The sequence below is a fragment of the Candidatus Mycobacterium methanotrophicum genome (assembly GCF_023515995.1).
Taxonomy (GTDB): Bacteria; Actinomycetota; Actinomycetes; order Mycobacteriales; family Mycobacteriaceae; genus Mycobacterium; species Mycobacterium methanotrophicum.
On record NZ_CP097320.1, the window covers coordinates 307850 to 334754 of the forward strand.

General features: G+C 66.1%; 30 protein-coding genes and 3 pseudogenes. 19 read left to right on the forward strand and 14 right to left on the reverse strand.

What is annotated here, in order from left to right; translation table 11 throughout:
- Window positions 1-11: 11 nt before the first annotated feature.
- Window positions 12-357 (reverse strand): annotated as a pseudogene (locus tag M5I08_RS01615) (cbb3-type cytochrome c oxidase subunit I); the annotation flags it as partial.
- A gap of 376 nt (window positions 358-733) precedes the next feature.
- Between M5I08_RS01615 and M5I08_RS01620 the strand changes: the two are divergent.
- The 4 genes from M5I08_RS01620 to M5I08_RS01635 are packed head-to-tail and all read left to right on the forward strand — an operon-like array spanning window position 734 to window position 2749.
- The gene (locus M5I08_RS01620) at window positions 734-1534 is read left to right on the forward strand and encodes a transposase family protein (protein WP_249763034.1); all 801 of its coding nucleotides are present in this window, start codon (window positions 734-736) and stop codon (window positions 1532-1534) included.
- Window positions 1535-1576: 42 nt separating this feature from the next.
- Window positions 1577-2146: an IS607 family transposase gene (locus M5I08_RS01625; RefSeq protein WP_219069114.1), complete on the forward strand. Its 570-nt coding sequence runs from the start codon at window positions 1577-1579 to the stop codon at window positions 2144-2146.
- 47 nt (window positions 2147-2193) lie between these two features.
- The gene (locus tag M5I08_RS01630) at window positions 2194-2391 is read left to right on the forward strand and encodes a hypothetical protein (protein WP_219069116.1); all 198 of its coding nucleotides are present in this window, start codon (window positions 2194-2196) and stop codon (window positions 2389-2391) included.
- A gap of 46 nt (window positions 2392-2437) precedes the next feature.
- Window positions 2438-2749, forward strand: coding sequence for an Ig-like domain-containing protein (locus M5I08_RS01635; protein WP_219069118.1), 312 nt, complete (start codon window positions 2438-2440; stop codon window positions 2747-2749).
- Here M5I08_RS01635 and M5I08_RS27225 read toward each other — a convergent pair.
- Together M5I08_RS27225 and M5I08_RS01645 are read right to left on the reverse strand one after the other, a co-directional pair.
- Window positions 2714-3091: a hypothetical protein gene (locus tag M5I08_RS27225; protein WP_440271471.1), complete on the reverse strand. Its 378-nt coding sequence runs from the start codon at window positions 3089-3091 to the stop codon at window positions 2714-2716. The genes M5I08_RS01635 and M5I08_RS27225 overlap by 36 nt on opposite strands.
- 77 nt (window positions 3092-3168) lie before the next feature.
- Window positions 3169-3721: pseudogene (locus M5I08_RS01645) on the reverse strand (class I SAM-dependent methyltransferase); the annotation flags it as partial.
- A gap of 31 nt (window positions 3722-3752) precedes the next feature.
- On the opposite strand from M5I08_RS01645, the gene M5I08_RS01650 reads away from it, so the two are divergent.
- The 4 genes and pseudogenes from M5I08_RS01650 to M5I08_RS26095 all read left to right on the forward strand — a co-directional run bounded on the left by M5I08_RS01650 (window position 3753) and on the right by M5I08_RS26095 (window position 6225).
- A complete protein-coding gene (locus tag M5I08_RS01650; RefSeq protein ID WP_219069119.1) occupies window positions 3753-5174 on the forward strand; it encodes an NAD(P)H-hydrate dehydratase in 1422 nt (473 codons plus the stop codon).
- Between the two features lie 156 nt (window positions 5175-5330).
- Window positions 5331-5633: pseudogene (locus tag M5I08_RS01655) on the forward strand (IS256 family transposase); the annotation flags it as partial.
- An 80-nt stretch (window positions 5634-5713) separates the two neighbouring features.
- The gene (locus M5I08_RS01660; RefSeq protein WP_219069121.1) at window positions 5714-6106 is read left to right on the forward strand and encodes a sulfite exporter TauE/SafE family protein; all 393 of its coding nucleotides are present in this window, start codon (window positions 5714-5716) and stop codon (window positions 6104-6106) included.
- Window positions 6088-6225, forward strand: coding sequence for a TSUP family transporter (locus M5I08_RS26095; RefSeq protein WP_219069124.1), 138 nt, complete (start codon window positions 6088-6090; stop codon window positions 6223-6225). Before M5I08_RS01660 ends, M5I08_RS26095 begins: the two co-directional genes overlap by 19 nt.
- Here the strand turns inward: M5I08_RS26095 and M5I08_RS01665 are convergent.
- Entirely contained in the window at window positions 6195-6506 is a 312-nt protein-coding gene (locus M5I08_RS01665; RefSeq protein WP_219069126.1) for a HypC/HybG/HupF family hydrogenase formation chaperone, read from the reverse strand. The genes M5I08_RS26095 and M5I08_RS01665 overlap by 31 nt on opposite strands.
- A 279-nt stretch (window positions 6507-6785) precedes the next feature.
- On the opposite strand from M5I08_RS01665, the gene M5I08_RS01670 reads away from it, so the two are divergent.
- The 5 genes from M5I08_RS01670 (at window position 6786) to M5I08_RS01690 (ending at window position 11726) form a co-directional block, all read left to right on the forward strand.
- Entirely contained in the window at window positions 6786-8042 is a 1257-nt protein-coding gene (locus M5I08_RS01670) for a hydrogenase small subunit (protein WP_219069128.1), read from the forward strand.
- A gap of 115 nt (window positions 8043-8157) precedes the next feature.
- Window positions 8158-9765 carry a nickel-dependent hydrogenase large subunit gene (locus tag M5I08_RS01675; protein WP_219069129.1) on the forward strand — a complete coding sequence of 536 codons (1608 nt, stop codon included), beginning with the start codon at window positions 8158-8160 and terminating at the stop codon, window positions 9763-9765.
- A complete protein-coding gene (locus M5I08_RS01680; RefSeq protein WP_219069131.1) occupies window positions 9765-10481 on the forward strand; it encodes a cytochrome b/b6 domain-containing protein in 717 nt (238 codons plus the stop codon). Before M5I08_RS01675 ends, M5I08_RS01680 begins: the two co-directional genes overlap by 1 nt.
- Window positions 10465-11007, forward strand: a complete 543-nt coding sequence (locus M5I08_RS01685; protein ID WP_249763037.1) for a hydrogenase maturation protease — start codon at window positions 10465-10467, stop codon at window positions 11005-11007. Before M5I08_RS01680 ends, M5I08_RS01685 begins: the two co-directional genes overlap by 17 nt.
- Entirely contained in the window at window positions 11004-11726 is a 723-nt protein-coding gene (locus tag M5I08_RS01690; RefSeq protein ID WP_219069135.1) for a hypothetical protein, read from the forward strand. The genes M5I08_RS01685 and M5I08_RS01690 overlap by 4 nt, the downstream gene beginning before the upstream one ends.
- A gap of 5 nt (window positions 11727-11731) precedes the next feature.
- Here M5I08_RS01690 and M5I08_RS01695 read toward each other — a convergent pair whose 3' ends face one another.
- From M5I08_RS01695 to sqr, 3 genes are read right to left on the reverse strand one after another with little or no spacing between them, the layout of a single operon-like run.
- A complete protein-coding gene (locus M5I08_RS01695) occupies window positions 11732-12202 on the reverse strand; it encodes a DsrE/DsrF/DrsH-like family protein (protein ID WP_219069136.1) in 471 nt (156 codons plus the stop codon).
- 17 nt (window positions 12203-12219) lie between these two features.
- Complete coding sequence (locus M5I08_RS01700; protein ID WP_219069138.1) at window positions 12220-12537, reverse strand: TusE/DsrC/DsvC family sulfur relay protein; 318 nt, start codon at window positions 12535-12537, stop codon at window positions 12220-12222.
- A 14-nt stretch (window positions 12538-12551) separates the two neighbouring features.
- The gene (sqr, locus tag M5I08_RS01705; RefSeq protein WP_219069140.1) at window positions 12552-13793 is read right to left on the reverse strand and encodes a type III sulfide quinone reductase, selenoprotein subtype; all 1242 of its coding nucleotides are present in this window, start codon (window positions 13791-13793) and stop codon (window positions 12552-12554) included.
- A 583-nt stretch (window positions 13794-14376) separates the two neighbouring features.
- Between sqr and M5I08_RS01710 the strand changes: the two genes are divergently transcribed.
- The 5 genes from M5I08_RS01710 (at window position 14377) to M5I08_RS01730 (ending at window position 17741) form a co-directional block, all read left to right on the forward strand.
- A complete protein-coding gene (locus M5I08_RS01710) occupies window positions 14377-14655 on the forward strand; it encodes a YgaP family membrane protein (protein WP_249763038.1) in 279 nt (92 codons plus the stop codon).
- A 52-nt stretch (window positions 14656-14707) separates the two neighbouring features.
- Entirely contained in the window at window positions 14708-14884 is a 177-nt protein-coding gene (locus tag M5I08_RS01715; protein ID WP_249763039.1) for a hypothetical protein, read from the forward strand.
- The gene (locus M5I08_RS01720) at window positions 14845-15597 is read left to right on the forward strand and encodes a sulfite exporter TauE/SafE family protein (protein ID WP_219069142.1); all 753 of its coding nucleotides are present in this window, start codon (window positions 14845-14847) and stop codon (window positions 15595-15597) included. Before M5I08_RS01715 ends, M5I08_RS01720 begins: the two co-directional genes overlap by 40 nt.
- 343 nt (window positions 15598-15940) lie before the next feature.
- Window positions 15941-16324, forward strand: a complete 384-nt coding sequence (locus M5I08_RS01725; protein ID WP_219069144.1) for an NAD(P)/FAD-dependent oxidoreductase — start codon at window positions 15941-15943, stop codon at window positions 16322-16324.
- A gap of 37 nt (window positions 16325-16361) precedes the next feature.
- The gene (locus M5I08_RS01730) at window positions 16362-17741 is read left to right on the forward strand and encodes a dihydrolipoyl dehydrogenase (RefSeq protein WP_219069146.1); all 1380 of its coding nucleotides are present in this window, start codon (window positions 16362-16364) and stop codon (window positions 17739-17741) included.
- On the opposite strand, the gene M5I08_RS01735 is transcribed toward M5I08_RS01730, so the two are convergent.
- Window positions 17742-18554, reverse strand: coding sequence for a Cof-type HAD-IIB family hydrolase (locus tag M5I08_RS01735; RefSeq protein ID WP_249763040.1), 813 nt, complete (start codon window positions 18552-18554; stop codon window positions 17742-17744).
- A gap of 2 nt (window positions 18555-18556) precedes the next feature.
- Window positions 18557-19996 (reverse strand): glucose-6-phosphate dehydrogenase, encoded by a 1440-nt coding sequence (gene zwf, locus M5I08_RS01740; protein ID WP_219069150.1) that lies wholly within the window; start codon window positions 19994-19996, stop codon window positions 18557-18559.
- 115 nt (window positions 19997-20111) lie between these two features.
- Here zwf and rpiA point away from each other — a divergent pair, with 115 nt between their 5' ends.
- A complete protein-coding gene (gene rpiA, locus M5I08_RS01745; RefSeq protein WP_219069151.1) occupies window positions 20112-20771 on the forward strand; it encodes a ribose 5-phosphate isomerase A in 660 nt (219 codons plus the stop codon).
- On the opposite strand, the gene pgl is transcribed toward rpiA, so the two are convergent.
- Genes pgl through M5I08_RS01770 form a run of 5 tightly spaced genes read right to left on the reverse strand, consistent with a single transcriptional unit; the run spans window position 20746 to window position 26866 of the window.
- The gene (gene pgl / locus M5I08_RS01750) at window positions 20746-21447 is read right to left on the reverse strand and encodes a 6-phosphogluconolactonase (RefSeq protein ID WP_219069153.1); all 702 of its coding nucleotides are present in this window, start codon (window positions 21445-21447) and stop codon (window positions 20746-20748) included. The two genes, rpiA and pgl, sit on opposite strands and share 26 nt — an antisense overlap.
- Window positions 21448-21454: 7 nt before the next feature.
- Complete coding sequence (gene gnd, locus M5I08_RS01755; RefSeq protein ID WP_219069167.1) at window positions 21455-22468, reverse strand: phosphogluconate dehydrogenase (NAD(+)-dependent, decarboxylating); 1014 nt, start codon at window positions 22466-22468, stop codon at window positions 21455-21457.
- Between the two features lie 17 nt (window positions 22469-22485).
- Window positions 22486-24123, reverse strand: a complete 1638-nt coding sequence (gene pgi, locus M5I08_RS01760) for a glucose-6-phosphate isomerase (protein WP_219069155.1) — start codon at window positions 24121-24123, stop codon at window positions 22486-22488.
- Window positions 24124-24158: 35 nt separating this feature from the next.
- The gene (gene tal, locus M5I08_RS01765) at window positions 24159-25235 is read right to left on the reverse strand and encodes a transaldolase (RefSeq protein WP_219069157.1); all 1077 of its coding nucleotides are present in this window, start codon (window positions 25233-25235) and stop codon (window positions 24159-24161) included.
- Window positions 25232-26866 carry a transketolase family protein gene (locus tag M5I08_RS01770; RefSeq protein WP_370328555.1) on the reverse strand — a complete coding sequence of 545 codons (1635 nt, stop codon included), beginning with the start codon at window positions 26864-26866 and terminating at the stop codon, window positions 25232-25234. The genes tal and M5I08_RS01770 overlap by 4 nt, the downstream gene beginning before the upstream one ends.
- Window positions 26867-26905: the final 39 nt, after the last annotated feature.

Below are 26905 nucleotides of genomic sequence, written 5' to 3' on the forward strand. Positions count from 1 at the left end.
AATATAATATCGCTTCCGATCTTGTATCTTAGGAACTGCATAGCGTGGAACAATTCGCGTGGCGTCGCATACAACAGCAACATAATGGTGCCGTGCATGGTGAACAACTGGTTCTACTGCTCATTGGACAAAAACTGCAGCCCCGGCGAAGCCAACTCGGCGCGCATCAACAGCGCCATCAGCCCGCCCACAAAAAACAGACTCATACAAGTGACCACATACATGATCCCGATCATCTTGTGGTCGGTGGTCGGTGGTCGTGATCAGCTTGTAGAGCAACGTACCCTTGGGGCCCAACCGGGCCGCAAACGGTCGGCGCGCTTCCAACGACGCAACAGATAGTCCTTCTACGGTCATGACACCTCCGTCCCCAGATGTTCCCGACGTCAGCGAACCTCAAACCCGAAATCAATGAGGTTTTCTCACGTCGGGCTTGTGATGCTGGTGTGATTGGTTTATCACCGATCATTCCTCTTGCCAAGCGCTTGCCGTCGAGGAAATCCAACCGCAACGGATGATTCCTGGGGAATCGTTGCGGCGTTCACGGCGGCCAAGCCAAGGGGTTCACAGCAGTTCGTAATTTAGTGAGTAATAGTGAGTGAGGTTTTCTCACTTGGGGCTTGTGAGTCTGGTGTGACTGGAGTTTTCGGCGTGTCGTAGTGGCTGGGCGTGGGGTCCTTGCTCAAGGATTCGGTTTCGACGAGGAAACCCGCTCCGCTGCAAAGGACCCCACGTGTTCACCTACTCTGCCATCTGCGACGTGCCGGAGGAAACCCTGCTGCATGTGACCGCGCTGCTGCACGTTCACCGGCGCGAGATCAGAACGCGGGCCGGGCGGCGGTCGGGTACGGTGCGCACGCAGGCCAAGCTGGTGCTGCGGTGGTTCCGCGACGACGCCCCGATCCGGTTGTTGGCGATGGAGGCCGGGCTGCCGATCTCCACCAGCTACCGCTATCTGCACGAGGCGATCGACGTGATCGCCGAACAAGCTCCTGACCTGCACGAAGTGCTCGACCGGGCCAAGGCCGAACAGTGGTCGCACGTGACGCTGGACGGGACGCTGATCGCCATCGACCGGGTGGACGAGCGCAACGAGGCCGGCCATCACCGGTGGTATTCGGGCAAGCACAAAACCCAGGGCGGCAATGTGCAGATACTGGCCGACCCGGGCGGGTTCCCGGTGTGGTCGAGCGAGGCCGAACCGGGCAGCGTGCACGACATCACCGCCGCCCGCGCGCACTGCCTGGGCGCGCTGTACAAGTCCGCGGCCGACGGGGTGCCGACGCTGGCCGACAAGGGCTACGAAGGAGCGGGGATCGGGGTGCACACTCCGGTCAAGGGCCGCGGCCTGGCCGTGGAGAATCAGAGCTACAACATGCTGCTCACCGCGGCGCGTGCCATCGGTGAACGCGCCAACGCCGAACTCAAACAACGTTGGCGCTGCCTCCGTCGAATCCGCCTGTGCCCAAACAGGATTGGCGCAGTTGTTGCAGCGGCGATCGTACTATCGACTCTCCAACGCGGAAATTACTGAGAAAACGTCAGTGTACGGACGTTCTAGTGAATATGCTGGGGGGTGAACCTGACGGAGTGGGCGCAGTCGCAGGGTGTTCATCCGCAGACGGCGTATCGCTGGTTTCGGGACGGCACGTTGCCGGTGCCGGCGGTTCGGGTGAATTCCCGCTCGGTGCTGGTGGCGCCGGATAGGCTGCCGGGTGCTGCGGTGGCGGCGTTCGGTTTGTATGCGCGGGTGTCTTCGCATGATCAGAAGTCGGATCTGGATCGGCAGGTCACTCGCCTGTCGCGTTGGGCCGCGCAGGCCGGCGGCCGTGTGGTGCGGGTGGAGGCCGAGGTTGGGTCGGGGATGAACGGTTCACGGTCGAAGGTCCGGCGGCCGCTGGCCGATCGGCGGGTCACTGCTGTGGTGGTTGAGCATCGGGACCGATTGGGGCGGATGAACACCGAGTTGGTCGAAGCTGCGCTCTCGGCGCATGGTCGGCGGCTGCTGGTGCTCGATTCCGGTGAGGTCACCGATGATTTGGTGCGCGACATGGTGGAGGTGCAGACTTCGTTTTGCGCGCGTCTCTGCGGTCGGCGCAGTGCCCGGAACAGTGGCGCTCAAGGCCGTTGGCTGCGCGCAGCGTGATGTCGGGCCGGCCGCAGTTGTCGGGGTCGTGAGCGAAGATGACGGCCATGGGTAAGCGGCTGCGTCGGATCGGTGATCCGGTGATCGCGGCGGGCCCGGCTGGGGTTCGGATCCGTACCCGGCTGCACCTCACCGGCGCCGAGGCGGACGCACTGGCCGCGGTCGATGAGTTTCTGGGTTCGGTGTATCGCACGGAGTTGTCGGGTCGGGTCGGGTCGGGTCGGGCTGGGTCGCCTGGACCGTAAGCGGCACGGCGATGAGTGGGGCCAACGGGTTCGTGATCGCCGGGCGGTGCGTTACGACATCACCTTCGATCCACAGCGGGGCCGCTGGTATCTGGACGCCTCCTGGACCGCGACCCCCGAGCCGGTGCCCGACCTAGATACGCTGCGAACCGGGCAGGTCCTTGGCGTGGACCTCAACGCTGATCATCTCGCCGCCTGGGTGCTGGATGCCTCCGGGAATCCGGTCGGGCAACCTGTCACCATCGCAGTGCACACCGCCGGGTTGCGGGCATCGCAGCGTGACGGGCGGGTCCGCGCGACAAGCAGAACTCACTTCTGCTCACTAAACAGGAACGGTTGCATGGTTCGCCGCCGCTGATCGCTGACTTGCGCGATCTGGGGTGGGAGGTGTCGGAAAGACCGATGCGCCGCGGTGCCGCACCGGTTCCTGGTGGAGCTGTCGATCACCGACGAACGCGGTTTCGTGCTGACCGATCGCTGGATGCGCAACCCCACCCACCCGGAGATCTTGGCGGTCGGTGACGCCGCGGCCCTGACCGTCCCCAAGCTCGGCAGTCTCGGTCACCAGCAGGCCCAGATCGTGGCACGTCAGATCGCGATCGCCGTCGGGGCACTCGGCCATGGCGACACCGGCGCCGACTATCAACCCGAAATCCTCTGCTTCGGCGACATCGGCGGCTTCCAGGGCTTTTACATCCACTCCAATACTTGGTACGGCGGGACGACCAGCGTGTTCAAGATCGGCCACGCGCCCTACGCGATGAAGCTGGCCTTCAAATTTTCGGTGGCCAACCGGCTGCCCGCGGCGCTGAGTATCGTGATGGCATCCAGCCGGTCCTTCGCCTCGGGCGCCAGGAGCGGCAGCAGGCCTGCCGTGCCCCACGGCCCGGCGGTCGACCGTCGGGGCGACGCCCAAATCGGCCGGCGTGGTGGTCTTCAGCTCGATCCTCGGGGCTGGTCGATCTCGTACACGGTGGCCCCGGCCGGCCAGGACAACCGGTAGGCGCGGGCGTCCAGTCCGGGCGCCAGGATCACCGCTTGGCGGATCCCGCTATCGGCCGCCTCGGCGAAGAAGTCGTCGAAGGAATGGGTCCGCACCGCCGTCATGTCCCGCATGCGCTGCACCCGAACTCGTCGTTGTCGTCGACTTCCCCGGCGTCGACCTCGGCGCTGGCCAGCCGGTGAAGAATTCCACCCCGACGGCGCGGACCAGGGGTTCGGCGAACGGATCGTTGATCTGTGGGTTGGCGCCCCGGCTGGCCAATGCGCGCCCGACCACGACTCCGGTGGCGGTGGTTAGCGCCACGTAACCTGGGTGAGGCGCGAACAGGACGGGCGGCGAGCGGAGGAGTCACCAGCTGATGCGGCACTACTACTCGGCCGACGAGATCCGCGGCGCCGAAGCGCCCCTGCTCGCCGCCCTGTCCGACGGCGCGTTGATGCGGCGCGCCGCGTTCGGGCTGGCCACCGCGATCATCGGCGAGTTGACCGCCCGCACCGGCGGAGTGGCCGGTCGGCGGGTGTGCGCGGTCGTCGGCTCCGGCGACAACGGCGGTGACGCGCTGTGGGCGGCGACGTTCCTGCGCCGTCGCGGCGCCGCCGCCGACGCCGTGCTGCTCAATCCGGAGCGGGCCCACCGCAAGGGTTTGGCGGCGTTCACCAAAGCCGGTGGGCGGATTGTGGACCGCGTTCGCGAGACGACCGATCTGGTCATCGACGGCGTAGTGGGCATCTCCGGCAGCGGCCCGTTACGGCCGGCGGCGGCGGAGGTGTTCGCCGCGCTCGACGCGGCCGCGATCCCGGTGGTGGCCGTCGACATCCCCAGCGGCATCGACGTCGCGACCGGGGCGATCACCGGTCCGGCGGTGCACGCCGCGCTGACGGTCACGTTCGGCGGCCTCAAACCGGTGCACGCGCTGGCCGACTGCGGGCGGGTCCGGCTGGTCGACATCGGCCTGTACCTGCCCGACACCGACCTCCGCGGTTTCGAGGCCGCCGACGTGGCAGCGCGCTGGCGGGTGCCCGGCCCCCGCGACGACAAGTACACCCAGGGCGTCACCGGCGTCCTGGCGGGCTCGTCGGCGTATCCGGGGGCCGCGGTGCTGTGCACGGGCGCGGCGGTCGCGGCCACCTCCGGCATGGTCCGCTACGCCGGCAGCGCGCACAGCGAGGTGCTCGCGCATTGGCCCGAGGTGATCGCGTCGCCCACCCCGGCGGCGGCCGGGCGGGTGCAGGCCTGGGCCGTCGGACCCGGCCTTGGCACCGGGGAGGCCGGGGCCGCCGCGCTGTGGTTCGCGCTGGACACCGACCTGCCGGTGATCGTGGACGCCGACGCGCTGACCATCCTGGCCACCCACCCTGACATGGTCGTCTCCCGCGACGCGCCGACCGTGCTGACGCCACACGCCGGGGAGTTCGCCCGGCTGGCCGGCGGCCGGCCGGGCGACGACCGCGTCGGCGCCACCCGCAAGCTGGCCGATGCGTTCGACGCCACCGTGCTGCTCAAGGGCAACGTCACCGTGATCGCCGAACCCGGCGGGCCGGTGTACCTCAACCCGGCCGGCCAGTCCTGGGCGGCCACCGCCGGCTCGGGCGACGTGCTGTCCGGCATGATCGGCGCGCTGCTGGCCACCGGGCTGCCGGCCGGCGAGGCGGCGGCCGCGGCGGCGTTCGTGCATGCCCGGGCGGCGGCGCTGTCGGCCGGCGATCCCGGTCCCGGCGACGCGCCGACGTCGGCGTCGCGCATCCTCGGCCACATCCGAACCGCCCTGGCCGGCCTGTAAACCGTTAGAAAGGACCCGCCGCGCCGAAACACCCGTCCGTGCCCGCGCACCCGATCGCCCCCGTCCCGGCGCGCGGTTGCCCACGACAGCATCACCGATGAAGGCAAGGGTCGTGTCCCTCCGGCGGTGTAAATGGATTCGGACGTAGGTTCCCTCGAAGAGCAGGAAAGTCTGACGCATTCGAACTTCGTCGAGCGCAGCTTCGGCGAGACGCGTCGTCGGATCAAGGTGATCGGCCGGCTGCCCGGCGAGCACTCCTGCGTCTCCTTGGTCTGGGCAGTGCTTGACCGGGCCTCGGCGGGTTGGCGCGGGTTCACCATGACCCCGGCCGGGCTGTGGTTGCTGGCCGACCCATGCCGCACACTGCACGACCAGCCAACCCAACTGCCACAAAGGAATTCGGAAACTCTCACCGAAATCGGCGCGGCAACGACCGAGCTTGTCGGCGCCACCGCATAGAAGCATGAACGCACGCCAGCGCCCCAGATGTGAGCCGCAGTGAGCACTGTACGTCTGCGACGACGACGCCCTCGCTTGTGATGGTGGGATCCACCGCACTGGTCGGGATGGTGGGGTACCTGCGTGCCGGTTCGGTGCAGCTCGTCTCCGGGCTGACCCTCAGGCTGGTCGGCACCGGCGGCAACTTGCTCGGTTCCCTGCTCAGCCGGATGGTTCCCAACCATGTGCTGCTGCTTGCATTTTCGGCGCTGATCCTGGCGGCCGCGTGGCGCATGTATAAGCGACACACCGAAACACCCTGCCACGCAAAGCAGTTGGTCCAGGCCATGTCCGGGGATGGCCGGGACCAACCGGCCACCGGCGCCACGAGCACCAGTTCAGCGTCGACGGCTTCTGCGCGCCCGGATACCACGTCGCGGGCGAAGGTGGCCGTCAGTGGCGGACGGTGGCCGCGATGGCCTGGCGGGTGGTGATCGCCGGTAGCGTCGTGGGCTTTCTCACCGGCTGCTTCGGGGTGGGCGGCGGCTTTGTGATCGTGCCGGCACTGGTCCTGACGCTCGACTACGAGATGCCCGTCGCAGTGGGAACCTGACTGCTGGTGATCGCAATCAGCTCGGCGGAAGGACTCGTGTTCCGTCTGGTGTCTGTGCGCCCAGACCCGGTGAGGAAGTCCAGTGTCGCCTTCGCCTCAGCCTCATCGATCTTGGACAGCGCGAACCCGAGGTGGATCAGCACCCAATCACCCGGCGTCAGCGTCCGCGGTTCGAGCAGGCCGATGTTGATGGCGCGTCGAACGCCATTCACCTCGGCCTCGGCAAACTCGGGGAGATCTGCGTTCAATTCAACGATTTCCCCGGGGACCCCGAGGCACATGTCGCACCCCCTCACCGGAATGACCTCGATGGTACGAGCGCATCGCGCACGACGAAATAGGGCCGAAGGTCATATCATCAGAGGCAATGTGGCCCAGGACACAACAATTCGCTGCGTGCGACCATTCAACCGACTCGCCGAAAGGTCTAAACCGAAGTTACTGCGGTCTAAACGCAGACCCCAGAAGGAGTTCACCGTGACGGGCAGCGACAGGTCGCAAGCGACGGTGGCCGGGGGAGATCCGTAGCTCGCTGTAATCACTTGATATAAGGGTGTGACATGTCGACAGATCGGCGCAGTTTGTTCTCATCGCTGCTGAGCCCGACGCCATCGAAGTCCGACAACGTCGACCTTGCGTTGCTGCGCAGGTGCGAACGGCGCCTCGACGAGCTGGAGAGCATGACGCCGTTGAGCGGCCTCGACCTGAAGAACCTGCTGGCCGCCAACGGGGTCAGCCGCCGTGCGTTCCTCGGCTGGACCTCGGCGGCAACAGCATTGCTGATGCTGCATCCATGGTTCGAGCCGCTGGTCGCGAGGGCGGCTGAAGTGATGAACCGCGTCCCGGTGATCTGGTTCGAGGGACAGGACTGCGCCGGCAACTCGGAGGCGTTCCTGCACGCCAACGGCCCCACCATCGACGAGTTGCTGTTCAATGTGATCTCGCTGGAATACCACGAGACGCTGATGGCGGCCGCGGGGTTCCAGGCCGAGGAGCGCCTGCAGCAAGCCACCAAGGACAACCACGGCAAGTATCTGCTCGTCATCGAGGGCTCCATCCCGCGCGGCCTGAACGGCGCGTACGCGACGATCGGTCCGAACGCCACCCCGTTCATCGAGACGGTCACCGAACTCGCCCCGGGCGCGGCGGCGGTGATCGCGGTCGGCAACTGCGCCAACTTCGGCGGGCTGCCGGCGGCCCATCCGAACCCCACCCACGCCGTTGGCGTCTCAGACGTCGTCAAGGGCACGCCGATCGTCAACATCGGATCCTGTCCCATCAACCCGGTCAACTTCAACGGGACATTGCTGCACTACACCCTCACCGGCCAACTCCCCGCGCTCGACTCGCTGTTACGGCCGAAGTTCGCGTTCGGCTACCGCATCCACGACAACTGCGAGCGGCGCGCCCATTTCGACGCGGGCGAGTACGTGCAGCAGTGGGGCGACGACGCCGCGCGCAACAACTTCTGCCTGTACAAGATGGGCTGCAAGGGGCCGATGGCTTTCAACAACTGCTCTATCGTCCGCTACAACGAGGGCACCAACTGGCCCGTCGGCGCCGGACACGGCTGCATCGCCTGCGCCGCACCGAACTTCTGGGATCGCTACGCCACCGAACGGCCGATGGCCGAGGCCAACATCCGGGCGCCTGGGTTGTTCGGCGGCGGCGTCGAGAGCGGTATCGACAAGTTCGGCGTCGGACTACTCAGCGTGGCCGGCGCCGGCATCGCCGTCCACGCCGCGCTCACCGCGACAGCGCGGCGCCGCGACAGACACGGCAAGACCCCAGAGCCCGAACTCGCCGAGGAGACCTGACATCACGACTCAGCACATCGTCGTCGACCCGATCACCCGCATCGAGGGCCACCTGCGGATCGAGGCCGTCCTGGACGACAACAACACCATCACCGACGCCTACTCCGCCGGAACCATGTTCCGCGGCGTCGAGCTGATCCTGAACGGACGCGACCCGCGCGACGCCGGCATGCTCACCCAGCGGATCTGCGGGGTGTGCACCGGGGTGCACTACCAGGCCAGCATTCGCGCCGTGGAGAACGCATTCGGCGTGACCGTGCCGAAGAACGCGCGCCTAGTGCGCAACCTGTTGCAGGGCAGCATCCTTCTGCGGGATCACGTGGTGCACTTCTACCAGCTCCACGCCCTCGACTGGGTCGACCTGCTCTCCGCGCTGCAGGCGGACCCGAAGAAGGCGGCCGACGTGGCCCGCGAGTACAGCAACGACCCGTGGAACTCCGGCGAGTCGCTGTACCGGGCCGTCCAGGCCAAGCTCGCCAACTTCGCCAAGGCGGGCAGCCTGGGCATTTTCGGCAACGCGTACTGGGGCAACCCCGCATACTTGTTGTCACCTGAGGAGAACCTGGTCGCCGTGTCCCACTACCTGGACGCGCTCACCGTGCAACGCAACACGGGCAAGATGGCGGCGATTTTCGGCGCGAAGGACCCGCACTCGCAGTCGACCGTGGTCGGCGGGGTGACCTGCGTGCAGGACATCGAGAACCCGGAGCGCCTCGGGTTGTTCGGCTCGCTGCTGGCCGAGACCTCCCGATTTGTCGAGACGGCCTACCTACCGGATGTGCTGATGGTGGGCAAGGCCTACTCGCAGGAGGCCCTCGCGGGGGTCGGCGCCGGGCTGCGCTCCTACCTTGCCTACGGCGGCTACGAGTTGGACGACACCCCGCTATATGGGGCGAAGACGTTGTTCCCCAAGGGACTCGTGCTCGGCGGCGACCTGTCCACGGTGCATCCGTTCGATCAGGCCAAGGTCGCCGAGGACGTGACGCACTCCTGGTATCAGGGCAACGCGACGTTGCATCCCTACAAAGGCGTCACCGAGCCGCACTACACCGGCCTGAACCGAAACAACGGCGTCGCCTATCTGAAAACGGACGAGAAGTACAGCTGGCTGAAGTCTCCCGTCTACGACGACAACCGGGTGGAGGTCGGGCCACTGGCCCGGATGATCGTCGGCTACGCATCCGGCGACACCAACATCCGCAGCAATGTGGACGCCGTGCTGGCGGCGGCCGGCTTCCCGATCAACGTGCTGTTCTCAACGGTGGGTAGGACGGCGGCCCGGATGATCGAGACGCGAATCGTCGCCGAGGCGATGAAAGGGTGGCTCGCCGAACTGCAGGAAAACGTCGCAGGAGGGGATGTGGCGACGTGGACACCGTTCGACTTCCGGCAGGTGTCGGCGGACGCGCAAGGCTACGGCCTGTGGGAGGCAAACCGTGGGTCGCTGGGCCACTGGGTCCGGATCAAGGACGGGAAGATCGTCAACTACCAGGCGGTGGTCCCCACCACCTGGAACGCGTCGCCACGCGACGGCAAGGGCCGGGTGGGCGCCTATGAATCGGCGCTGAAGGGGGTCCGGCTGGACAAGCCCGACCAGCCGCTGGAGATCCTGCGGACCGTGCACAGCTTCGATCCGTGCCTGGCCTGTGCGGTGCATGTCGTCGACGCGCGCGGACGGGAGATCGGCACATACCAGGTGCAGCCGTCCGGAGGAGGCCGGTGATGTCCGTGATCTCTGCTCCCCGAGCGCCTGCGCCTGCGCGGGTCTACCGGATGGGCGTTTGGCGGCGGACCATCCACTGGGCCAACGCGCTGTCCATCGTGGTGGCCGCGGTGACGGGGCTCTACATCGCCAACCCCTTCTACGCCGCGAGCTACCCGTACGTCATGGCATGGAACCGCACCGTCCACCTGACCGCGGCGACGGTGCTCGACGTCAGCGTGATCGTCATCGCCTACCTGTACCTGTTCAGCCGGGAAGATCCTGTCGTGCGCCGGGAACTGCGCCCCACCCGGTCCAACCTGCTACGGCTCCAGGAGGCGTTCCTCAACGTCGTCACGATGAACCGGCGCAAGCGCTTCGACTCCAGCCGCCCTGACCCGTTCAACGCGCTGCTGTTCACCCTCTTGCACGTGATGGTCGTGTTCCAGATGGTGACCGGCTTGCAGCTCTACGTCGCCGGCATGGAAAGCGGCATCAGTTCGGTCGGCGCCTGGTGGCCCTGGCTCATGCACGTCTCCACCGATTGGACCCAACCCGTGTTCGGCGGCCTCGGCGGCGTGCGGGTGGCCCACCACATCATGATGTACCCGATCATCGCCTGGGCGATGTTGCACATCTACTACGAGGTGTGGCGAACCGTGATGTGGAAGGAAGGCGACATCGCCATCGCGTTCGGAGGCTACAAGGACGCCGATGCCTATGCCGAACCGGAGTGAGCTCGCCGTCCTGGGGATGGGCAACATCCTCTACCGCGACGAGGGCGTCGGCGTCTACGCCGTCCATCATCTGCGGGCGGCTTACCGATTCCGTCCGGCCATCGAGCTGGTGGATGGCGCGATGCTCGGCTTCGCCCTGACGGACTACTTCCGCGCCGGCGCCCAGTTGTTGGTGTTGGATGCCCTGCTCGCTGACGATCAGCCCGGCGCCGTCTACCGGCTTCCAGCTGAGGAACTGTTGCGGCTCGGCCCGGGTGCCCAACCCATGGCCCACGAAGTGGATCCGGTGCAGCAGCTCAAGCTTGCGAAAGCGCTCGGCGACCCCCTCGACCTCGCGCTCATCGGCGTCGTTCCCGCCGACACCAGCGGATTCGAGGTGGGTCTGACCCCGCAGCTGCGTTCGGCGTTTCCCGCGTTCATCGAGGCTGTGCTCGCCGAATTGCGGCAGCGGGGCATCCACGCCGACCGCGTCCGGTCCGTCTCGCTGGACGAGGTCGTCGGCGGTCTGGTCGAGGGAGCGCGATGACCACGCCAACCACCGAGCCGGACCAGGATCGCGAGATAACCGCCGTCCTCCGGCACCACCGCAAAGCCGGCGTCGGCGCCGTGGTGGCCCATCTGTCGGTGCTGGGCACGAACAGCGTCATCGGCGTATGCGACCCGGGTGGCCGGCTCACACCGGTCGTCGAGTTCCTCGCACTGCCGATGCGCGGCGCCGACCTGCTGGACGAGGTCGGCCGCATCGACGAGAACGCACCCCGTCTGGTAGACAACTACCAGACGGCATTCCCGGATGCGACCGAGCGGCTGATCGCTTTCGGAGCCGACCTGGACGACGTCGAGACTCCCGCGCTTGGCTGGCTGTTCCTGGCTTGCGGTCTCGTCCTCTCCCCCGACGACGCCGACCTCGCCGCGGCCCGCCGCAACGGCGGCGGGCCCAAGGTGGACACCATCGTGATCGAGCAGGACGGACGCTACCTGTTCGACGGACGGCGCCTGCTGCGCAGTCTGATGAGCTACCGGATCGCTGACGCGCCCACGGCCCTGTTGGCCAACTCGGTCTTCGAGTCGCTCGGCGACTTCGTCGCCGATGCGATCGGCCGGCTGCTCCGCGACCAGCCGGCCGATGTCGTTGTGTGCGCCGGCGACTTATTCGCCGGCAACCGGATCCTGCGCAGCCGCGTCCAGAGCGGTCTAGCACGATCGCGCGTACTCACGCTCTTCCCAGCCGAGACGGCTGAGTGAACCAGCTACGTGAAGATGATCTGACCGCCTGCGGCCAATCGGTAGAAGTCGCCGACGGTGATGATCTGGTCCTTCACCGGGTCGACGAAGTCTTCGGGGCCGAAACCGAAGAGGTCCACTGACGCCTTGCAGCCATAAAGGCCGGCGCCGGTATCGGCGATCATCTCGATGAATTCGGGCACCGACGGGATGTCCAGCTTGGCCATCCGGTCTGTCATCTGGCGCGTCATGAACCACGACATCCCGGGCAGGCCACCGATCCAGGTGGGGACGTGCAGGCCCGGGTTGCCGACGGAGGCGATCTTGATGCCCTTCTGCCGGTTCTTGTGGATGGCGTCGAGGCCGAAGAACGTGAAGAACAAGTTCGCGTCCATACCTTCGGCCCGGGCGCCGTTCGCCATGATCAGACCCGGGTAGACACCTTCCAGGGAACCTTGGGAAATGATGATGGAGACTTTTTCGATTGGGTCGTCCATGTGATGCGCCGTTCTCCTTAGATGCAACCGATAGGCTTGGGAATGCCGGCGATTCGCGCGGCCACCTTCGCGGGTCCCTTCGGGAACAGCTGGTAGAGGTCCTTGATGCTGACGCCGGAGCTTTTGCTGAGCGCGCGCACCGATGGCCCGCTGCCGGTCTGTTCGTATTCGTGGCGCATCTGTTTGACGACCTGCCAATGCTGGTCGTTGAGCACCGGAATGCCCCATTCCTGGGCAATCCCGGGAGCCATGTCCGCGTTCCATTGCTTGGGATCGACGAAGAAGCCTTCGTCGTTCACGGTCACTTCGGTTCCCGCGTAGACCTTTGTCGTCATGTGATGTCCTCCTCTTACTGTGAAATGGTCTCGAATCGCTTGCCGGCGCGCGGCATCCGGCTGGCGATGCCGGGAATGTCGCGCCCAGGCAACAGCAGATGCCAGTACAGCCAGCGAAAGGCCAGCTTGCCCAGGTGGTTGAGCCGGGATTCCCGGAGCAATGGCAGGCCCACGCCCAATGGGAAGTGCCCGGGAAGCGGCTCGGTATCGTAGTCGAAGTCGATGAGCAGCGCCTTGTGGTGTCCGCTTTCGATGAAGCAGTTCGTGTGGCCGTCGAACTGCGCGTCCAGCGGCCTCCCGGCGAGGAACTGCGCGATGTTGTGGGCAAGCACGTCGCCCTCGAAGTGGGCGACCGACCCCGCCTTAGACGTCGGAACGTTGGTCGCGTCGCCGATCGCGAAGATGTTCGGCCGCACCGTCGACTGCAAGGTGCGCTGGTCGGTCAGCACAAAGTTCAACTCGTCGCCAAGGCCGGAGGAGCGGCCGACGAAATCGGCCCCGCCGTGCAGCGGACAGACGACCGCGAGATCGAAGGGGACCGTGCGTTCGTCGTAGGAGATCAGCCGGCCGGCGTCCCCGTCGACTTGTCCAGTGTTGAACTCGGTGACCAGTTCGATGCCCTTTCGCTGCAGCACGTTGCCCAGCTCACGTGAGGCCACCGGCTTGGTGAACGCGCCGTCCAGCGGCGTCACGTAAACCAGCTCGACGCGATCGCGAATGCCCCGGCGACGGAAATACCAGTCGGCGAGAAAGCAGAATTCCAGCGGCGCGACCGGGCATTTGATCGGCATGTCAACAACGTTCAATACGAGCCGGCCATGGTCGAATGCCGACAGCGCGCGTTCCAGCCCCGATGCGCCTTCCAGATTGTAAAACGTGAAGACGTTGCGCATCCAGCCGGGCCCGGTCATGCCCTCGGTCTCCTCGGGCATCAGCCTGACACCAGTGGCGATGACGAGCACGTCGTAATCCAGCACGGCGCCGTCGGTGAGGTGAACCCGGTCGCCGTCGATGTCGACCCGGTCGATATCGCACTGGACGTAGCGGATCCCCGAGCGCAGTTGGCGTTTGCGGGGTTTCACAATGTCTTTTGGGCGGATCAATCCGAACGGCACAAACAACAGGCCGGGCTGATAGACGTGTGTGTCGTCGCGGTCCACGACCGTGATGTCGGCGTCAGAGAACATACGGCGCAACCGGTTTGCAGTCAACGTGCCGCCCGTTCCACCGCCGAGAATGACGATGCGTTTGTTCACGCATTTAAGGATGCCTCATCGCCGGTCCGGATCGCAGGGTCTTTGGTCCCCATCGCCGCTGCACAAGGTCCCCGATGCGGGCGCGGGCATGGTGAGTTCTCTCGAGCAGTTGATCATGCTAGTCGCGACACCTGGGCGCACTACCGCAGAGTGCAACTCAGCCCGCAGGCCTAGGCGGGCCCAGCTAGGGGCTGATTCATCGGATTAAAACGAACGCGTCGCCCTTTCTCCGCCTTGAGATCACAGGCCATAAAATTTCACGCGGGTGCGGGTGGTCCTGTGAAGTGGGAGGCTGACGCCTGTTGATCTTGTTTTCGTGGTGCCGGGTAGTTCTCGGCGCCGCGTGTCGGGCGGTGACGCCGGGTTCCACGGTCCCGGTGCTGATTGCTCCTTCAGACTTGTCGGTCTTCGAGGGAACCTACGTCCGAACCCTTTTACACCGCCCGAGGGACACGCCCGGCCATTATGGACCGTGTAGGCCATGTGGGCGCGGGCGGCGGGGTGCAGAGGATTGGCTCTAGCGTACCGAGCAAGTCGCGGCCAGCGGCCGCGAAGGCCCGGCGCGAACGGCTAAAATCATGGGATGACGGATCAGCCAGATCTAATCCAACGTGGAGTGTTCGGGATGCCCCGGCCGCAGGGGTGGACGATCGAACGGGTCGTGTCGCTCATGGCGGGAAGCATGATCCTGGCCACCTTGACCCTTGGACACACCCGCTCACCGCGGTGGAGGATCCTGACCGGCTTCGTCGGGGCGAACCTGCTGCTCGATGCGGCCGTCGGGTGGTGCCCGACGAGTCTTCTGCTGCATCGGCTGGGTGTTCCGACGGCGGCTGAACGCGCATCCGGCGCCAGCGTCTAAAGCAGCCGAGACGCCAGGTGTGGCGTATGAGGCGGATAGCCAGGAACCGGTGGTGAGCGCTGCGGTTGCGATGACGCCGAGCGCCACCCGTCTCGTGGCGTCGGCGCCGTTGGGTTTCTTGATCGGCTTGTCGCTGGGCGCGCTGGGCGGCGGCGGATCGATACTGGCGGGCCTGCGCTGGTCTACGGGGTGGGCGAGACCCCGCACGCGGCGGCGACGACCTCGCTGATTGTGGTTGGGGCATCTGCCCTGGTGGGGATGGTGGGCCATCTGCGCGCCGGGCGGGTGCGGCTGATCTGGGGTCTCGTATTCGGCCTTGTCGGCATTGGCGGCTCGTTTCTGGGCTCGATGAGCAGTCAGGCGATCCCCGGTAACGTGTTGCTGCTGGCTTTCTCCGGTCTGATTCTGGTGGCCGCGTGGCGTTTGCACCGCTGTCCCGCAGAGACACCGTGTCACGCCGCGCAGCACTCTTCGGCCAGAACTGACATTCAGGCAGACGCTGCGCCGGCGAGCACCCACGGCCCGGATTCGGCCCGCTCGACGCGATCACCCGATCACGCGAAAACCGCAATGGGCACCGTCGTGCGGGTAGTGATCGCCGGAACCGTGGTGGGGTTTCTCACCGGGTTCTTCGGTGTGGGCGGTGGCTTCGTCGTCGTGCCCGCACTGGTCCTCGCGCTGGGTTATCAGATGCCGGTCGCGGTCGGCACTTCCCTGCTGGTGATCGCCATCAGCTCGGCCGAAGGGCTGTTCTTTCACCTCTCGAGCGGCGCCGTTGACTGGGCGGTGGCGATACCGTTCACCGCGGCGGGAATCGCCGGGGTGCTCCTCGGTGATGCGATCGCCGCCAGGGCGCCGGCGGCGCGGCTCACGGCATGGTTCGTCTGGCTGATGCTGGCGGTCGCCATCTACACCGCCGCCCAGTCGGTGATGGCGGCGTGAGTAAGCGGCGCGAGTTAGCCGGATAGGGCGGCGGTCTAGCTCGTGGCCGGTGGTGGGTTCAATGAACATCGACGAGTGGGAGAGGTGAGAAGGGCGGCGCCGGCACGGCAGTCGACGTTGGTTGTGCTCACCACCGGCAGGGAGGCGTTCGTGCGGGCCAACGCTGGCAAAACTCGCCGCAGTTCGAGCAGCGGTTCGCCGAGTTGCGCACAGCGGTGTGCAGATAGCCGTGTGGGCGGTGTCGTTGCAGGCCCCGGGCCTTACCGATGATCAGATGTTCGACGCCGACACAGTGCAGGGCGACGTGGAGGTGGCGACTTAGCAACCTGGGCCGGACCGCCGGATGCGCAACCCCGCCCATCCCGAGTTGTTCGCCGTCGGCGACGCGGCGGCACTTACGGTGCCCAAGCTGGGCGGCCTGGGGCATCAACAAGCGCAGATCGTGGCCCGCCAGATCGCCATCGACGTCGGCGCGCTCGCCCCCGGCGACGCCGGACCCGAATACGAGCCCGAGATTCTCTGCTTCGGCGACATCGGCGGACACCAGGGCTTCTACATCTACTCGGACACCTGGTACGGCGGTCACACCTCCGTGTTCAAAATGGGTCACGCTCCCTATGCGATGAAGCTGGCGTTCAAAGAGATGTACTTTCGCACCGGAGGGAAGCCCCCGGCGTTCGGGGTGCCGGCCAGTCACTTGCTGATGGACCACTTCCCCGGCGAATAACAGACAGGGCCCGAGCCAGGGCAGGGAGGATTGTTGAATGGATGACATCGATGTGCTCACCATCGGCGCTGGTGGCGGCGGCTACCCTGCGGCTTTCCGGCTGGCGGCGGCCGGGCGCAGCGTCGTGATGGTCGACCCTAAGGGGGTGATGAGCGGAAATTGTCTGGCCGAGGGCTGCGTGCCTTCCAAAGCCGTTCGCGAAATCGCCCACCACCTCCAGCGGCAGCGCCGCTTTCAAGAAAGTGGGCTGCCCGGGGAGGTCCGCGTCGACTATTCCGGGGTGGTCGCCCACAAGGATCAGGTGCAAACCCATCGCTACGCGCAGCACGACGCGCAGTTGAGGGCGACACCCAACGTCACCCTCCTCACGGGGACCGCGCGCATCGAAGATCCCCACACCGTGGCGGTGGACACCGCGCAGGGGCTCCGCCGGTTCAGAGCGCGCAACATCATCATCGCCAGCGGCTCGGATATTTCCGTGCCGCCGATCCCCGGGCTCGAGCACTGCCTCAACAGCCGAGACCTCTACGCACTTCACCCGCCTCTATCGAGGCTGCCGGCCTCGATGCTGGTCATCGGCGGCGGTTACGTCGGTTTGGAGACCGCCTCGTTTTTTGCGGCCTTCGGCGCTCGGGTTACCGTGTTCGAACGCGAAGCCCAGGTGCTGCCCGGGATGGATCCCGACATGGTCGCGCTGCTGGCTCCGCTGCTTGATCCGAATATCGACATCATCACGCAAGCCGAAGTGAGACGGGTCGAACAAACCCCCCAAGGCATGCGGGTGGTGTTCTTCGACGGAGCCGCCGAGCAGCACAGGACCGCGGAGATCGCGTTTCAAGCGCTCGGCCGCCACCCGGTGATCCCCGCGGGCCTGCCCGAGATCGGCGTCACGGTCGGCGCCCACGGCGTGCAGGCCGATCCCACTTTGCAAACCAATCTGCGCCACATCTACGCCTGCGGCGACGTCAACGGCAGAACCCCGCTCTTCCATGCCGCGGTCCGCCAATCCGTCGCGGCCGCGGCCAACATCCTGGCGGGGGATCGGCACGCCGATTCGGTGGACTTTCTGTCGATTCCCACCACCGTCTTCACGCTTCCCGCCGCGGCCTACGTGGGTCTGACCCGCGCATCGGCGGCCGCAAGAAGAATCTGCGTCGAAGAGGGTGCCTACTCGTTCGCCGAGGACAGCCGGGCGCAGATCTTCGGAGAAACCGATGGCGAGATTCGGCTGTTCTTCCAGACGGGCTCACTGCGGCTGGTGGGCGGCTGGGTCGTCGGCATCGATGCGGGCAACCTCATCGGCGAGATCGGGCTGGCGGTCTCGCGGGGACTGGATGCCCGAGATCTTGCCGCCTTCGCCGACCAGCACCCGATGAGCGCCGAAGGAATCTCCCGCGCCGCCCGAAGCCTGTTCTGATTAGGTCTTGGGCAGCACGAAACGTTCGACGGCGTTGGCGAAGCCCTCAGTCTCGTTGGAGGTGGTGATCCGGCGAGCGGCTCGTTGCACGTCTGGGTTGGCGTTGCCCATGGCGATGCTGAGCCCACAGTGGGCGAACATCAGCACGTCGTTTGGCATGTCGCCGATCGTGGCGATCTGGTTTGTCGAGATGTTGTATCGCTCGGCGAGCCAGCCAGCCACGAATCCTTTGTTGGCGTGGGGATGGGTGATATCCATGTAGTAGGGCTGGGAGCAGGCGGCCGAGACGTGATCGCCGAAGTTGGTGCGCACTGCCTCTCCCGCGGCGGCTACCGCGGCGGTGTCGTCGCTGACTCCGACTATCTTGCTGACGTCGTCGACGAGTTCGGTGTAGGCCTCGACGACAACCGGGGCGAATCCGACCGTTGCTGTCTCTTTTGCGATATGAGGCCCGGTGGCGTTTTGCACGTACCATCGGGTGCCTCGATAGATCCAGACGTCGAGGGAGAATGCGCGAAGCGCAGCGGCTATCGGCAAGACCAGATCTCGTGGCAGGACTTGTTGGACCAGGGTGCGCATCTGGGTGTCGACGATGAGCCCGCCGTTGAAGGCGGCGATCGGCGTCGTGAGTTCGAGTGGCTCGATGAGCATGGACATTCCGCGGGGAGGGCGTCCGCTGACCACCGCGAAGAGGATGCCGGCGGCGGCGAGGCTGCGTACGGCGGTGACGGCCCGGTTTGTGAGCGACTTGTCGCCGGTGACGAGTGTGCCGTCGACATCGGCGAGCAGCAGGCGAATGGGCGGCGAAGGCATCGTCATCGGGGCGGTGCGGGCAGGTGCCAGCGGTACGGGGCGGCGACGTCGGCGATCGAGGCCGGCCCCCAGGACCCCTTCGGGTAGCTCTGCAGCGGCGGCGGATTCTGCAAAACGGGCGCGGAGATCTCCCAGAGCCGCTCGATCGATTCGGCGTCGGTGAACAAGGACTGATCACCGGTCATGGCGTCCAGCAGAAGCCGCTCGTATGCGGCGAGCCCGTTGGCTGAATTGAATGATTCCCCGTAGCGAAACACCATGATAGCCTGCCCGAGGCGCATCGTCGGACCGGGTTCTTTGGCGAGAAACACCTCCTCGATGGTGCCGGGGTCGGAGAAGTCGATGACCAGCTGGTTGCGACCACTCGGGGAGCGCGTGAGGGTGTCGAGGTCGAACATGCGCAAGGTGGGCTGGTGAAAACCCAGCGTCACCATCCGGCGGCTCTCGGCCAGGCACTTGCCGGTGCGCAAGTGGAAGGGCACTCCCTGCCAGCGCCAGTTGTCGACCTCGACCCGTAAGGCGACGAACGTCTCGGTCGTCGAGGTGGGGCTCACCCCGGGCTCGTGGAGATAACCGTCGTAGCGACCTCGCACGACATGAGCGAGGTCGACGGGCCGCATCGCCTCGAAGACCTTGCGCCGCTCGTCTCGCAGCGGTCGGGCCGCCAGCGATGTCGGAGGCTCCATGGCGATGAAGCCAAGGACCTGAAGCAGGTGGGTCACGACCATGTCGCGGTAGGCGCCGGTGTCCTCGTAGAAGGCGGCGCGGCTCTCGATGGACAGCGTCTCGGGGATGTCGATCTGCGCATAGGCGATGTGCTCGCGGTTCCAGATCGGTTCGAACAGGCCGTTGCCGAAACGAAGGGCAAGCAAATTGTCGATGGATTCTTTGCCCAAGAAGTGGTCGATGCGGAATATCTGCGACTCGTCGAATACGGCGTGAATAGCGGCGTTGAGCTGCTTGGCGGAAGCCAGATCGCTGCCGAAGGGCTTCTCCACGATGATCGATGTCCGCTCGGCGAGGTTGGCCGCGCCGAGCATCGCGATCATCGACGGGAACGCCGGTGGCGGCACCGCCAGGTGAAACAGGCGCTTGACCATGCCGCCGATCTGCTTCTCGGCTGTGGCGATAGCGGTCACCAGCGGGGCGGGATCATCGGCGTCGGCGGCGGCGAAGGACAGCTTCTGCTCGAAGTCGTCCCAGGCAGCTCCGGTGGGCGGCAGGGTTCCGAACTCGGTGACCGCGTCGCGGACGTGCCGGCGAAAACCCTCGTCGGACAGGGCTACCGCAGCCGGGGCCGAGCCGATGATCCGGTAGCGCGCCGGAAGCAGATCACTGGCCGCGAGACGATACAGGCCGGGGAGCAGCATGCGCTTCGCCAGATCGCCTGTGGCGCCAAACAATACGATCACATGGTCATCGGGGCGGGTTAGACTATCCATCGGCGCGCTCCTTGAATGCTTCCAGGTGGACTAGCCGCTTAGCGCTGCGTGAGCTGGGCAGGCTGCCAAAGCGGTACGTGATGGTCTTGATTCGGCACGATCTGGGGGATAGCTGATGAGTGTCGACACTGCGGCCGAGGCGGACGCCGCGGCCCAAGCAGCCGCCGACCTGGTCGAAGACGGCATGTGGGTCGGGCTGGGCACCGGTTCGACGGTCGCCCACCTGCTGCCGGCGATCGCGGAGCGGAAACGCGCTATCCGCTGTGTGGCGACCTCGCCGCGAACCGAGGAGCGGGCCCGCCGACTCAGCATCGATGTGGAGCCGTTCGCCAACGTGGACCGCCTAGACCTTGCCATCGACGGCGCCGACCAGATCGCCCCCAACGGGTGGCTGATGAAAGGCGGCGGCGCTGCGCATACCCGCGAGAAGTTGGTGGCGATCACCGCCGAGCGGTTCGTCGTGATCGCTGACTCGACGAAGCTCATCGCGTGCTTGCATGGTCCGGTCCCCGTTGAGCTGCTCGCTTTCGGTATCGGCTCGACGATGCGCAGGCTCGGCACTGTCGCGTTGCGCGACGTCCCCCGCAGTCCTGACAGCGGGGTCATCGCCGACGTCGACTGCGCACTCGATGCTCCGGGGGCTGCGGCGTCATGGTTTTCGGGCATCCCGGGCGTGGTCGAGCACGGCTTGTTCCCTCCCGAGATGGTGACGATGGCGCTGGTCGGGCGGGCTGGCGCCGTGGACAGGCTCACTTTCGGTCCCGTTCTTCCTTGACGGTCCCCGCCGGGTCGGGCGCCGCCGCTGCCTGGTCGGCCATGATCAGCGATGCGTCGGCGTGCACCCGCCCGGCGGGGATGGTGTCGTCGCCGCGCAGCAGACGCGCGAGAGCGTCGTGTTTGTCGGCTCCGGTGATCAACCACAGCAGCTGGTCGGCTCGGCTAAGGGCCGGGTATGTCAGCGTCATACGCCGATGCCACTGGTAGGGCTCGGTGAGGCCGACGAGGCGATCGGTGACCTCGAGCACCGGGTCTGCGGGCACCAGAGAGGCGCAGTGCCCATCGGCGCCAAGACCTAGGTGGACAAGGTCGAAGCGTTCGGGCAGCAGTGCGGCGTAGTCGGCGGCGGCGGCGTCGAGGTCGGGGCGCTCGACCGCCATGGCCACGATATGCGCGGGTATGCCGCCGAGGGTTTGGCGCAGGTGGGTGAGGTTGCGATCCGGGCTACCCGCGGCAGCGACCCGCTCGTCGACCTGATAAAACACCGCTTGCTCCCAGGCAGCGTCGCCGGCGGCGAGCCGGGCGAACATCGCCCACGGCGTGCGCCCGCCGCTGACCGCGAAGTCAAACCGGCCGCGCTGCGCGATCGCGACCCGAGCGCGTTCGGTGACAAACGCCGCCGCCCGAGAAGCGACGCTTTGGACGTCAGGCAGTTGCAGAAGCTCATGACGCACGGGCTGCTCAGGCTTTCTTTTCGGCGTGCCCGCCGAACTCCGAGCGCATGGCCGAGAGCAATTTGTCGGCCAGTTGGCCCCTGTCTCTGGAGGCGAGGCGCTCGTAGAGCGCGGCGGTGATCGCCCCGGCGGGCACCCCGATTTCGATCGCCGCGTTCACCGTCCAACGGCCCTCACCCGAGTCCGATACCCGTCCGGAGAAGTCCTCGAGGCCTGGCGAGCGGGCCAACGCGTCGGCGACGAGGTCGACGAGCCACGAGCTGACGACCGACGCGCGCCGCCACAGCTCGGCGACCTCGGCGATGTCGATCTGGTAGGGGTAGGCCCAGGCATCGGTGAGCGGAGCGGTCTCGGTGTCGACCTCGCGGGGATGAAGCCCGGCATCAGCATGGCCGATGACGTTAAGACCTTCGGCGATGGCGGCCATCATCCCGTATTCGACGCCGTTGTGAACCATCTTCACGAAATGCCCCGCCCCGCTCGGCCCGCAGTGCAGATAACCCTCGGGCGCCGTGCCGTTAGTGCGGGTGCGCCCCGGGGTGGGTGCGGCGCTGGCTGCTCCGGGAGCGATCGTCTTGAAGATGGGATCGAGATGGCGAACCGCCCCTTCCTCCCCCCCGATCATCAGGCAGTAGCCTCGCTCGAGTCCCCAGACTCCGCCGCTGGTCCCGCAGTCGATATACGAGATCTGCCGGGCGGCGAGCGTCTTCGCCCGAACGATGTCGTCACGATAGTAGGAGTTGCCGCCGTCGACGAGGATGTCGCCGGGCTCCAGGAGCGGGGTCAGCTCGTCGATGGTCGCCCCGACGACGCCGGCGGGAAGCATCAACCACACCACCCGCGGCTTGTCGAGTTTGGCGACGAACTCGCCGATCGATGCGACACCAGTAGCCCCTTGGGTTTCCAGCGCTGCGACCGCGTCACGGTTGACGTCGAAGACCACACAGCGATGCCCATCGCCGAGCAGCCGGCGTACCAGGTTGGCGCCCATCCGCCCGGCGCCGAGCATCCCTACTTGCATCCGATGGTTCGTTGGCATCAGCAGGCTCCTTGCTTGAGGGTTCGGTAGCGGCGGATCAGGGCGTTGGTGGAGGAGTCGTGGTTCAGGTCGGGCTCGTCGGCGGCGCTGAGCTCGGGGACGATGCGCTTGGCCAGCACCTTGCCCAGTTCAACCCCCCATTGGTCGAACGAGTCGATGCCCCAGATGACGCCTTGGGTGAACACCGAGTGCTCGTAGAGGGCGATGAGGCCGCCGAGCAGACGGGGAGTGAGCAGATCGGCGAGCAGCACCGAGGTCGGGCGGTTGCCCGCCATGACTTTGTGCGCCACCACCGCCTCGGGGACTCCTTGGGCTTTGATCTCATCTGGGGTCTGGCCGAAGGCGAGCGCCTCGGCCTGGGCGAAAACGTTGGCGGTCAAAATGTCGTGGTGATCGCCGAGCGGGTTGAGGGAGCGGGCAAAACCGATGAGATCGATCGGCACTAGACGCGTCCCTTGGTGAAGGAGCTGGTAGAAGCTGTGCTGGCCGTTGGTGCCCGGCTCGCCCCAATAGATGGCGCCGGTGTCGTAATCGACGGTGGCGCCATCCACAGTGACGTGTTTGCCGTTGGATTCCATGGTCAGCTGTTGAAGGTAGGCCGGGAACCGCTTCAGGTACTGCTCGTAGGGGATCACCGCCTGGCTTTGGGCGCCGAAGAAATTGCCGTACCAGACCGCTAAAAGACCCATCAGCACCGGCAGGTTGTTTTCCATGGGCGCGGTGGCGAAGTGGATGTCCATGTCGTGAAAGCCGGCCAGCATCTGGGCGAAATGCTCTGGGCCGATCGCCAGCATGGTCGACAGGCCGATAGCTGAGTCCATGGAGTAGCGGCCCCCGACCCAGTCCCAGAAGCCGAACATGTTGGCGGTGTCGATACCGAATTCGGCGACCCCTGCAGCGTTGGTCGACACGGCCACGAAGTGCTTGGCCACCGCAGCGTCGTCGCCGAGGCTGTCCACCAACCAGCGGCGAGCCGAGGCGGCGTTGGTGAGGGTTTCCAAGGTGGTGAACGTCTTGGAGCAGACGATGAACAGCGTCTCTTCGGCGGACAGGTCACGGGTGGCTTCGATCAGGTCGGTGGCGTCGACGTTGGAGACGAAGCGAAACGTCATGTCGCGCCTGGAGTAGTGCCGCAGCGCTTCGTAGGCCATCACCGGCCCCAGGTCGGATCCGCCGATACCGATGTTGATGATGTTGCGGATCGGTTTGCCGCTATGGCCCCGCCAGGTGCCCGAGCGGACCTGATCGGCAAATCGCGCCATCTTGTCCAGAACGTGGTGGACCTCAGCGACGACATCGGCGCCGTCGACCACCAGGTGGGTGCCTCGGGGCATGCGCAGCGCGACGTGGAGCACCGAGCGGCCCTCGGAGACGTTGATCGGCGCGCCGGCGAACATGGCGTCGCGCCGCTGGGCGAGTTGGCGGTCCTCGGCCAGGCGCATCAGCAGGCGCAGGGTTTCGTCGGTGATCCGATGTTTGGAGTAATCCACATAGATACCGGCCGCTTCGGCGACGAGGCGCTGCCCGCGCCCGGGATCATCGGCGAAGAACTCGCGCAGATGCCGGTCGCTGATCTGGCTGTGGTGACGTTGCAGAGCCTGCCAGGCTGGAGTTTGACGCAAGGAAGATTCGGTCATGGCGTGTTGTCCGCTCGTCTGTCGATCGGTAGTGCTCATCGCGTCAGCGAGGTGCTTTGGGTGTCGATCCGCTGAAGCAAGTCGTGCCAGTCGTCGACGAAGGCTGCGGCGCCGTCGTCTTGAAGCTTGCCGGCGAGCGCGTCGAGGTCGACGCCCGCCTGGTTGAAGCGGGCCAGCCACTGATCAACATCGCCGCCATCGGCGGGCAGCGGATCACCCACCTGACCGTGGTCGAAGAATGCCTCCAGGGTCGGGCCGGGCATGGTGTTGATGGTCAGAGGCGCAGCCAGGCCATGCACGTAGAGCGTGTCGGATGCGGTCGGGTCTTTGGTGCCGGTGCTCGCCCACAGCACGCGCTGGGGTCGCGCGCCGGCATTGGCCAGCGCCTGGAACCGCTCGCCGTCGAGGATCTGGCGATACGAGCGGTAGACGTCGAGACCGACCGCCAGCCCGAGGTGGTCGCGTAGTTCAGCGGGAACGCTGTGGGCGACGGCGGCGTCCCAGCGAGAGATGAACACCGAGGCCACCGAGCCGACCGCCGGGTCCAGACCGGCAGCCAGACGCCGTTGGACACCGCGCAGGTAGGCCTGGGCCGCCGCCCGGTAGTGGCCCGCGGAGAACAGCAGCGTCACGTTCACCGCGATCCCGTCTGCGATGCAGGTCTCGATCGCGACAAGACCTTCGGCGGTGCCGGGAATCTTGATCATCAGGTTGGGGCGGCCCACCTTTTGGTGCAGCGATCGCGCAGCGGTGACGGTGCGCTCGGTGTCGTGTGCCAGCAGCGGTGAAACCTCAAGCGACACCCAGCCGTCAAGGCCTTTGCTGCGTTCATGCACGCCGAGGAACAAGTCCGCGGCGCGCCGGATGTCTTCGGCTGCCAGCTCGAAGAACAGCTCCTCACCGGCTAGCCCTCGGCCCGCCAGGGCACGCATCGCGTCGTCGTAGTCGCCCGAGGCGATCGCCTTGTCGAAGATCGACGGGTTAGAGGTGAGCCCGGTCACCGAATATCGATCGATGTAGCGTGCGATTGCTCCCAAGTCGAGCAGGGACCGGGTGATGTTGTCCAGCCAGAGGCTTTGGCCCAACTTCTGCAGCGCTTCGGTCGGTTTCATCGGTGCTCCTTGGGGGTTTGCGCACATCGGCGGGCGATCTCGGTCACCTTCTCGGGGGTGAAACCGAACTTGGACATCAGGGCTTTCAGCGGTGCGGACGCCCCGAAGGTGTGCATACCCACCACCACCCCATCCTCACCGATGTAGCGGTCCCATCCAAGGGTGGGGGCCGCTTCGATCGCGACGCGGGCCCGGACCTGCGGCGGGATCACCCGGCGGCGGTAGGCCTCGTCCTGGCGGTCGAACAGCTCCCAGCACGGCATGCTCACCACCCGCGCCGAAAGCCCAACGGCGGCAAGCTCCTCGCGGGCACTCAGGGCAAGCTGCACCTCCGATCCGGTCGCGAGCAAGATCACGTCGGGCTCGTTATCGGTGTCGGCGAGGATATAGGCACCCCGGGCAACCCCGTCGGCCGAGGCGTACACCGAGCGGTCCACGGTCGGTAGCGCCTGGCGGGTGAGCACCACCACCGCGGGCTCGTGACGAAGCCCGCTCACGACCCGCCAAGTCTCGACGACCTCGTTGGCGTCCGCGGGTCGAAAAACAAGCAGCCCCGGCATGGCCCGAAGCGAAGCCAGCTGCTCGACGGGCTGGTGGGTGGGGCCGTCCTCACCAAGCCCGATGGAATCGTGGGTGAAAATATGCACAACGGGCAGTTCCATGAGCGCAGACAACCGAATAGCGGGCCGGGCATAGTCGGAGAAGATGAGAAAGCTCGACCAAAACGGCCGCAGCTTGCACAGCGCCAACCCATTGGCGATCGCCGCCGCGGCATGCTCGCGGATCCCGAAATGCAGATTTCGACCATCCCAATCGGTGCGCTGGATGTAGCTGGCCCCCAGCAAGGTGGTCTTGGTCGACGGCGAGAGGTCTGCCGACCCCCCGACAAGCCAGGGAATCTGCTTAGCCAACGCGTTGAGGACAAACCCTGACGAATCGCGTGTGGCCAGTCCCGACTCGTCGGCCACGAACGGCGGCAGGCTGGCCTGCCAACCTTCGGGAAGCTCGCGTCGCTGCATGGTGTCGATCTCGTCGGCAAGAACCGGATAGGCATTGCGGTAGCCGGTCATCATCGTGTCCCACGTCGCGTGCAGCGCGGCGCCGCGGGCGCCGATCCCGGCCGCGAACGCGTCATAGACACCGTCGGCCACGAAGAACTCGACGTCGACGGGAAGCCCCAGAAACGCCTTGGTCACACGCACACCATCAGGACCAAGTGGCTCGCCGTGAGCCTTGGGGGAATCCTCCACCGGCGAGCCGTAGCCGATGTGGCTGTGGACCACCATCAACGTCGGGCGTTCGTGCTCGGTTTTGAAGCAGTGCAGCGCCCGGGAGATCGCGTCAAGATCATTGACATTGGCCACCACCGTGACGTTCCAGCCGTAGGCCAGAAACCGGGCAGCGACGTCCTCGGTGAACGTGATGTCGGTATGGCCCTCGATCGTCACCCGGTTCGAATCGTAAATCCAGCACAGGTTGGACCACCCGAGATGACCCGCCAGCGACGCCGCCTCCGAGGAAACCCCCTCCATCACGTCGCCGTCGCCGGCCAAGGCATAGACGTCGAAATCGAAGACCGGGTCGCCTTCCCGGTTGTAGCGCGCGGCCAGCCATTTCCCGGCGATCGCCATCCCCACCGAGGTGGCGACACCCGAGCGAGCCGGTGGTGG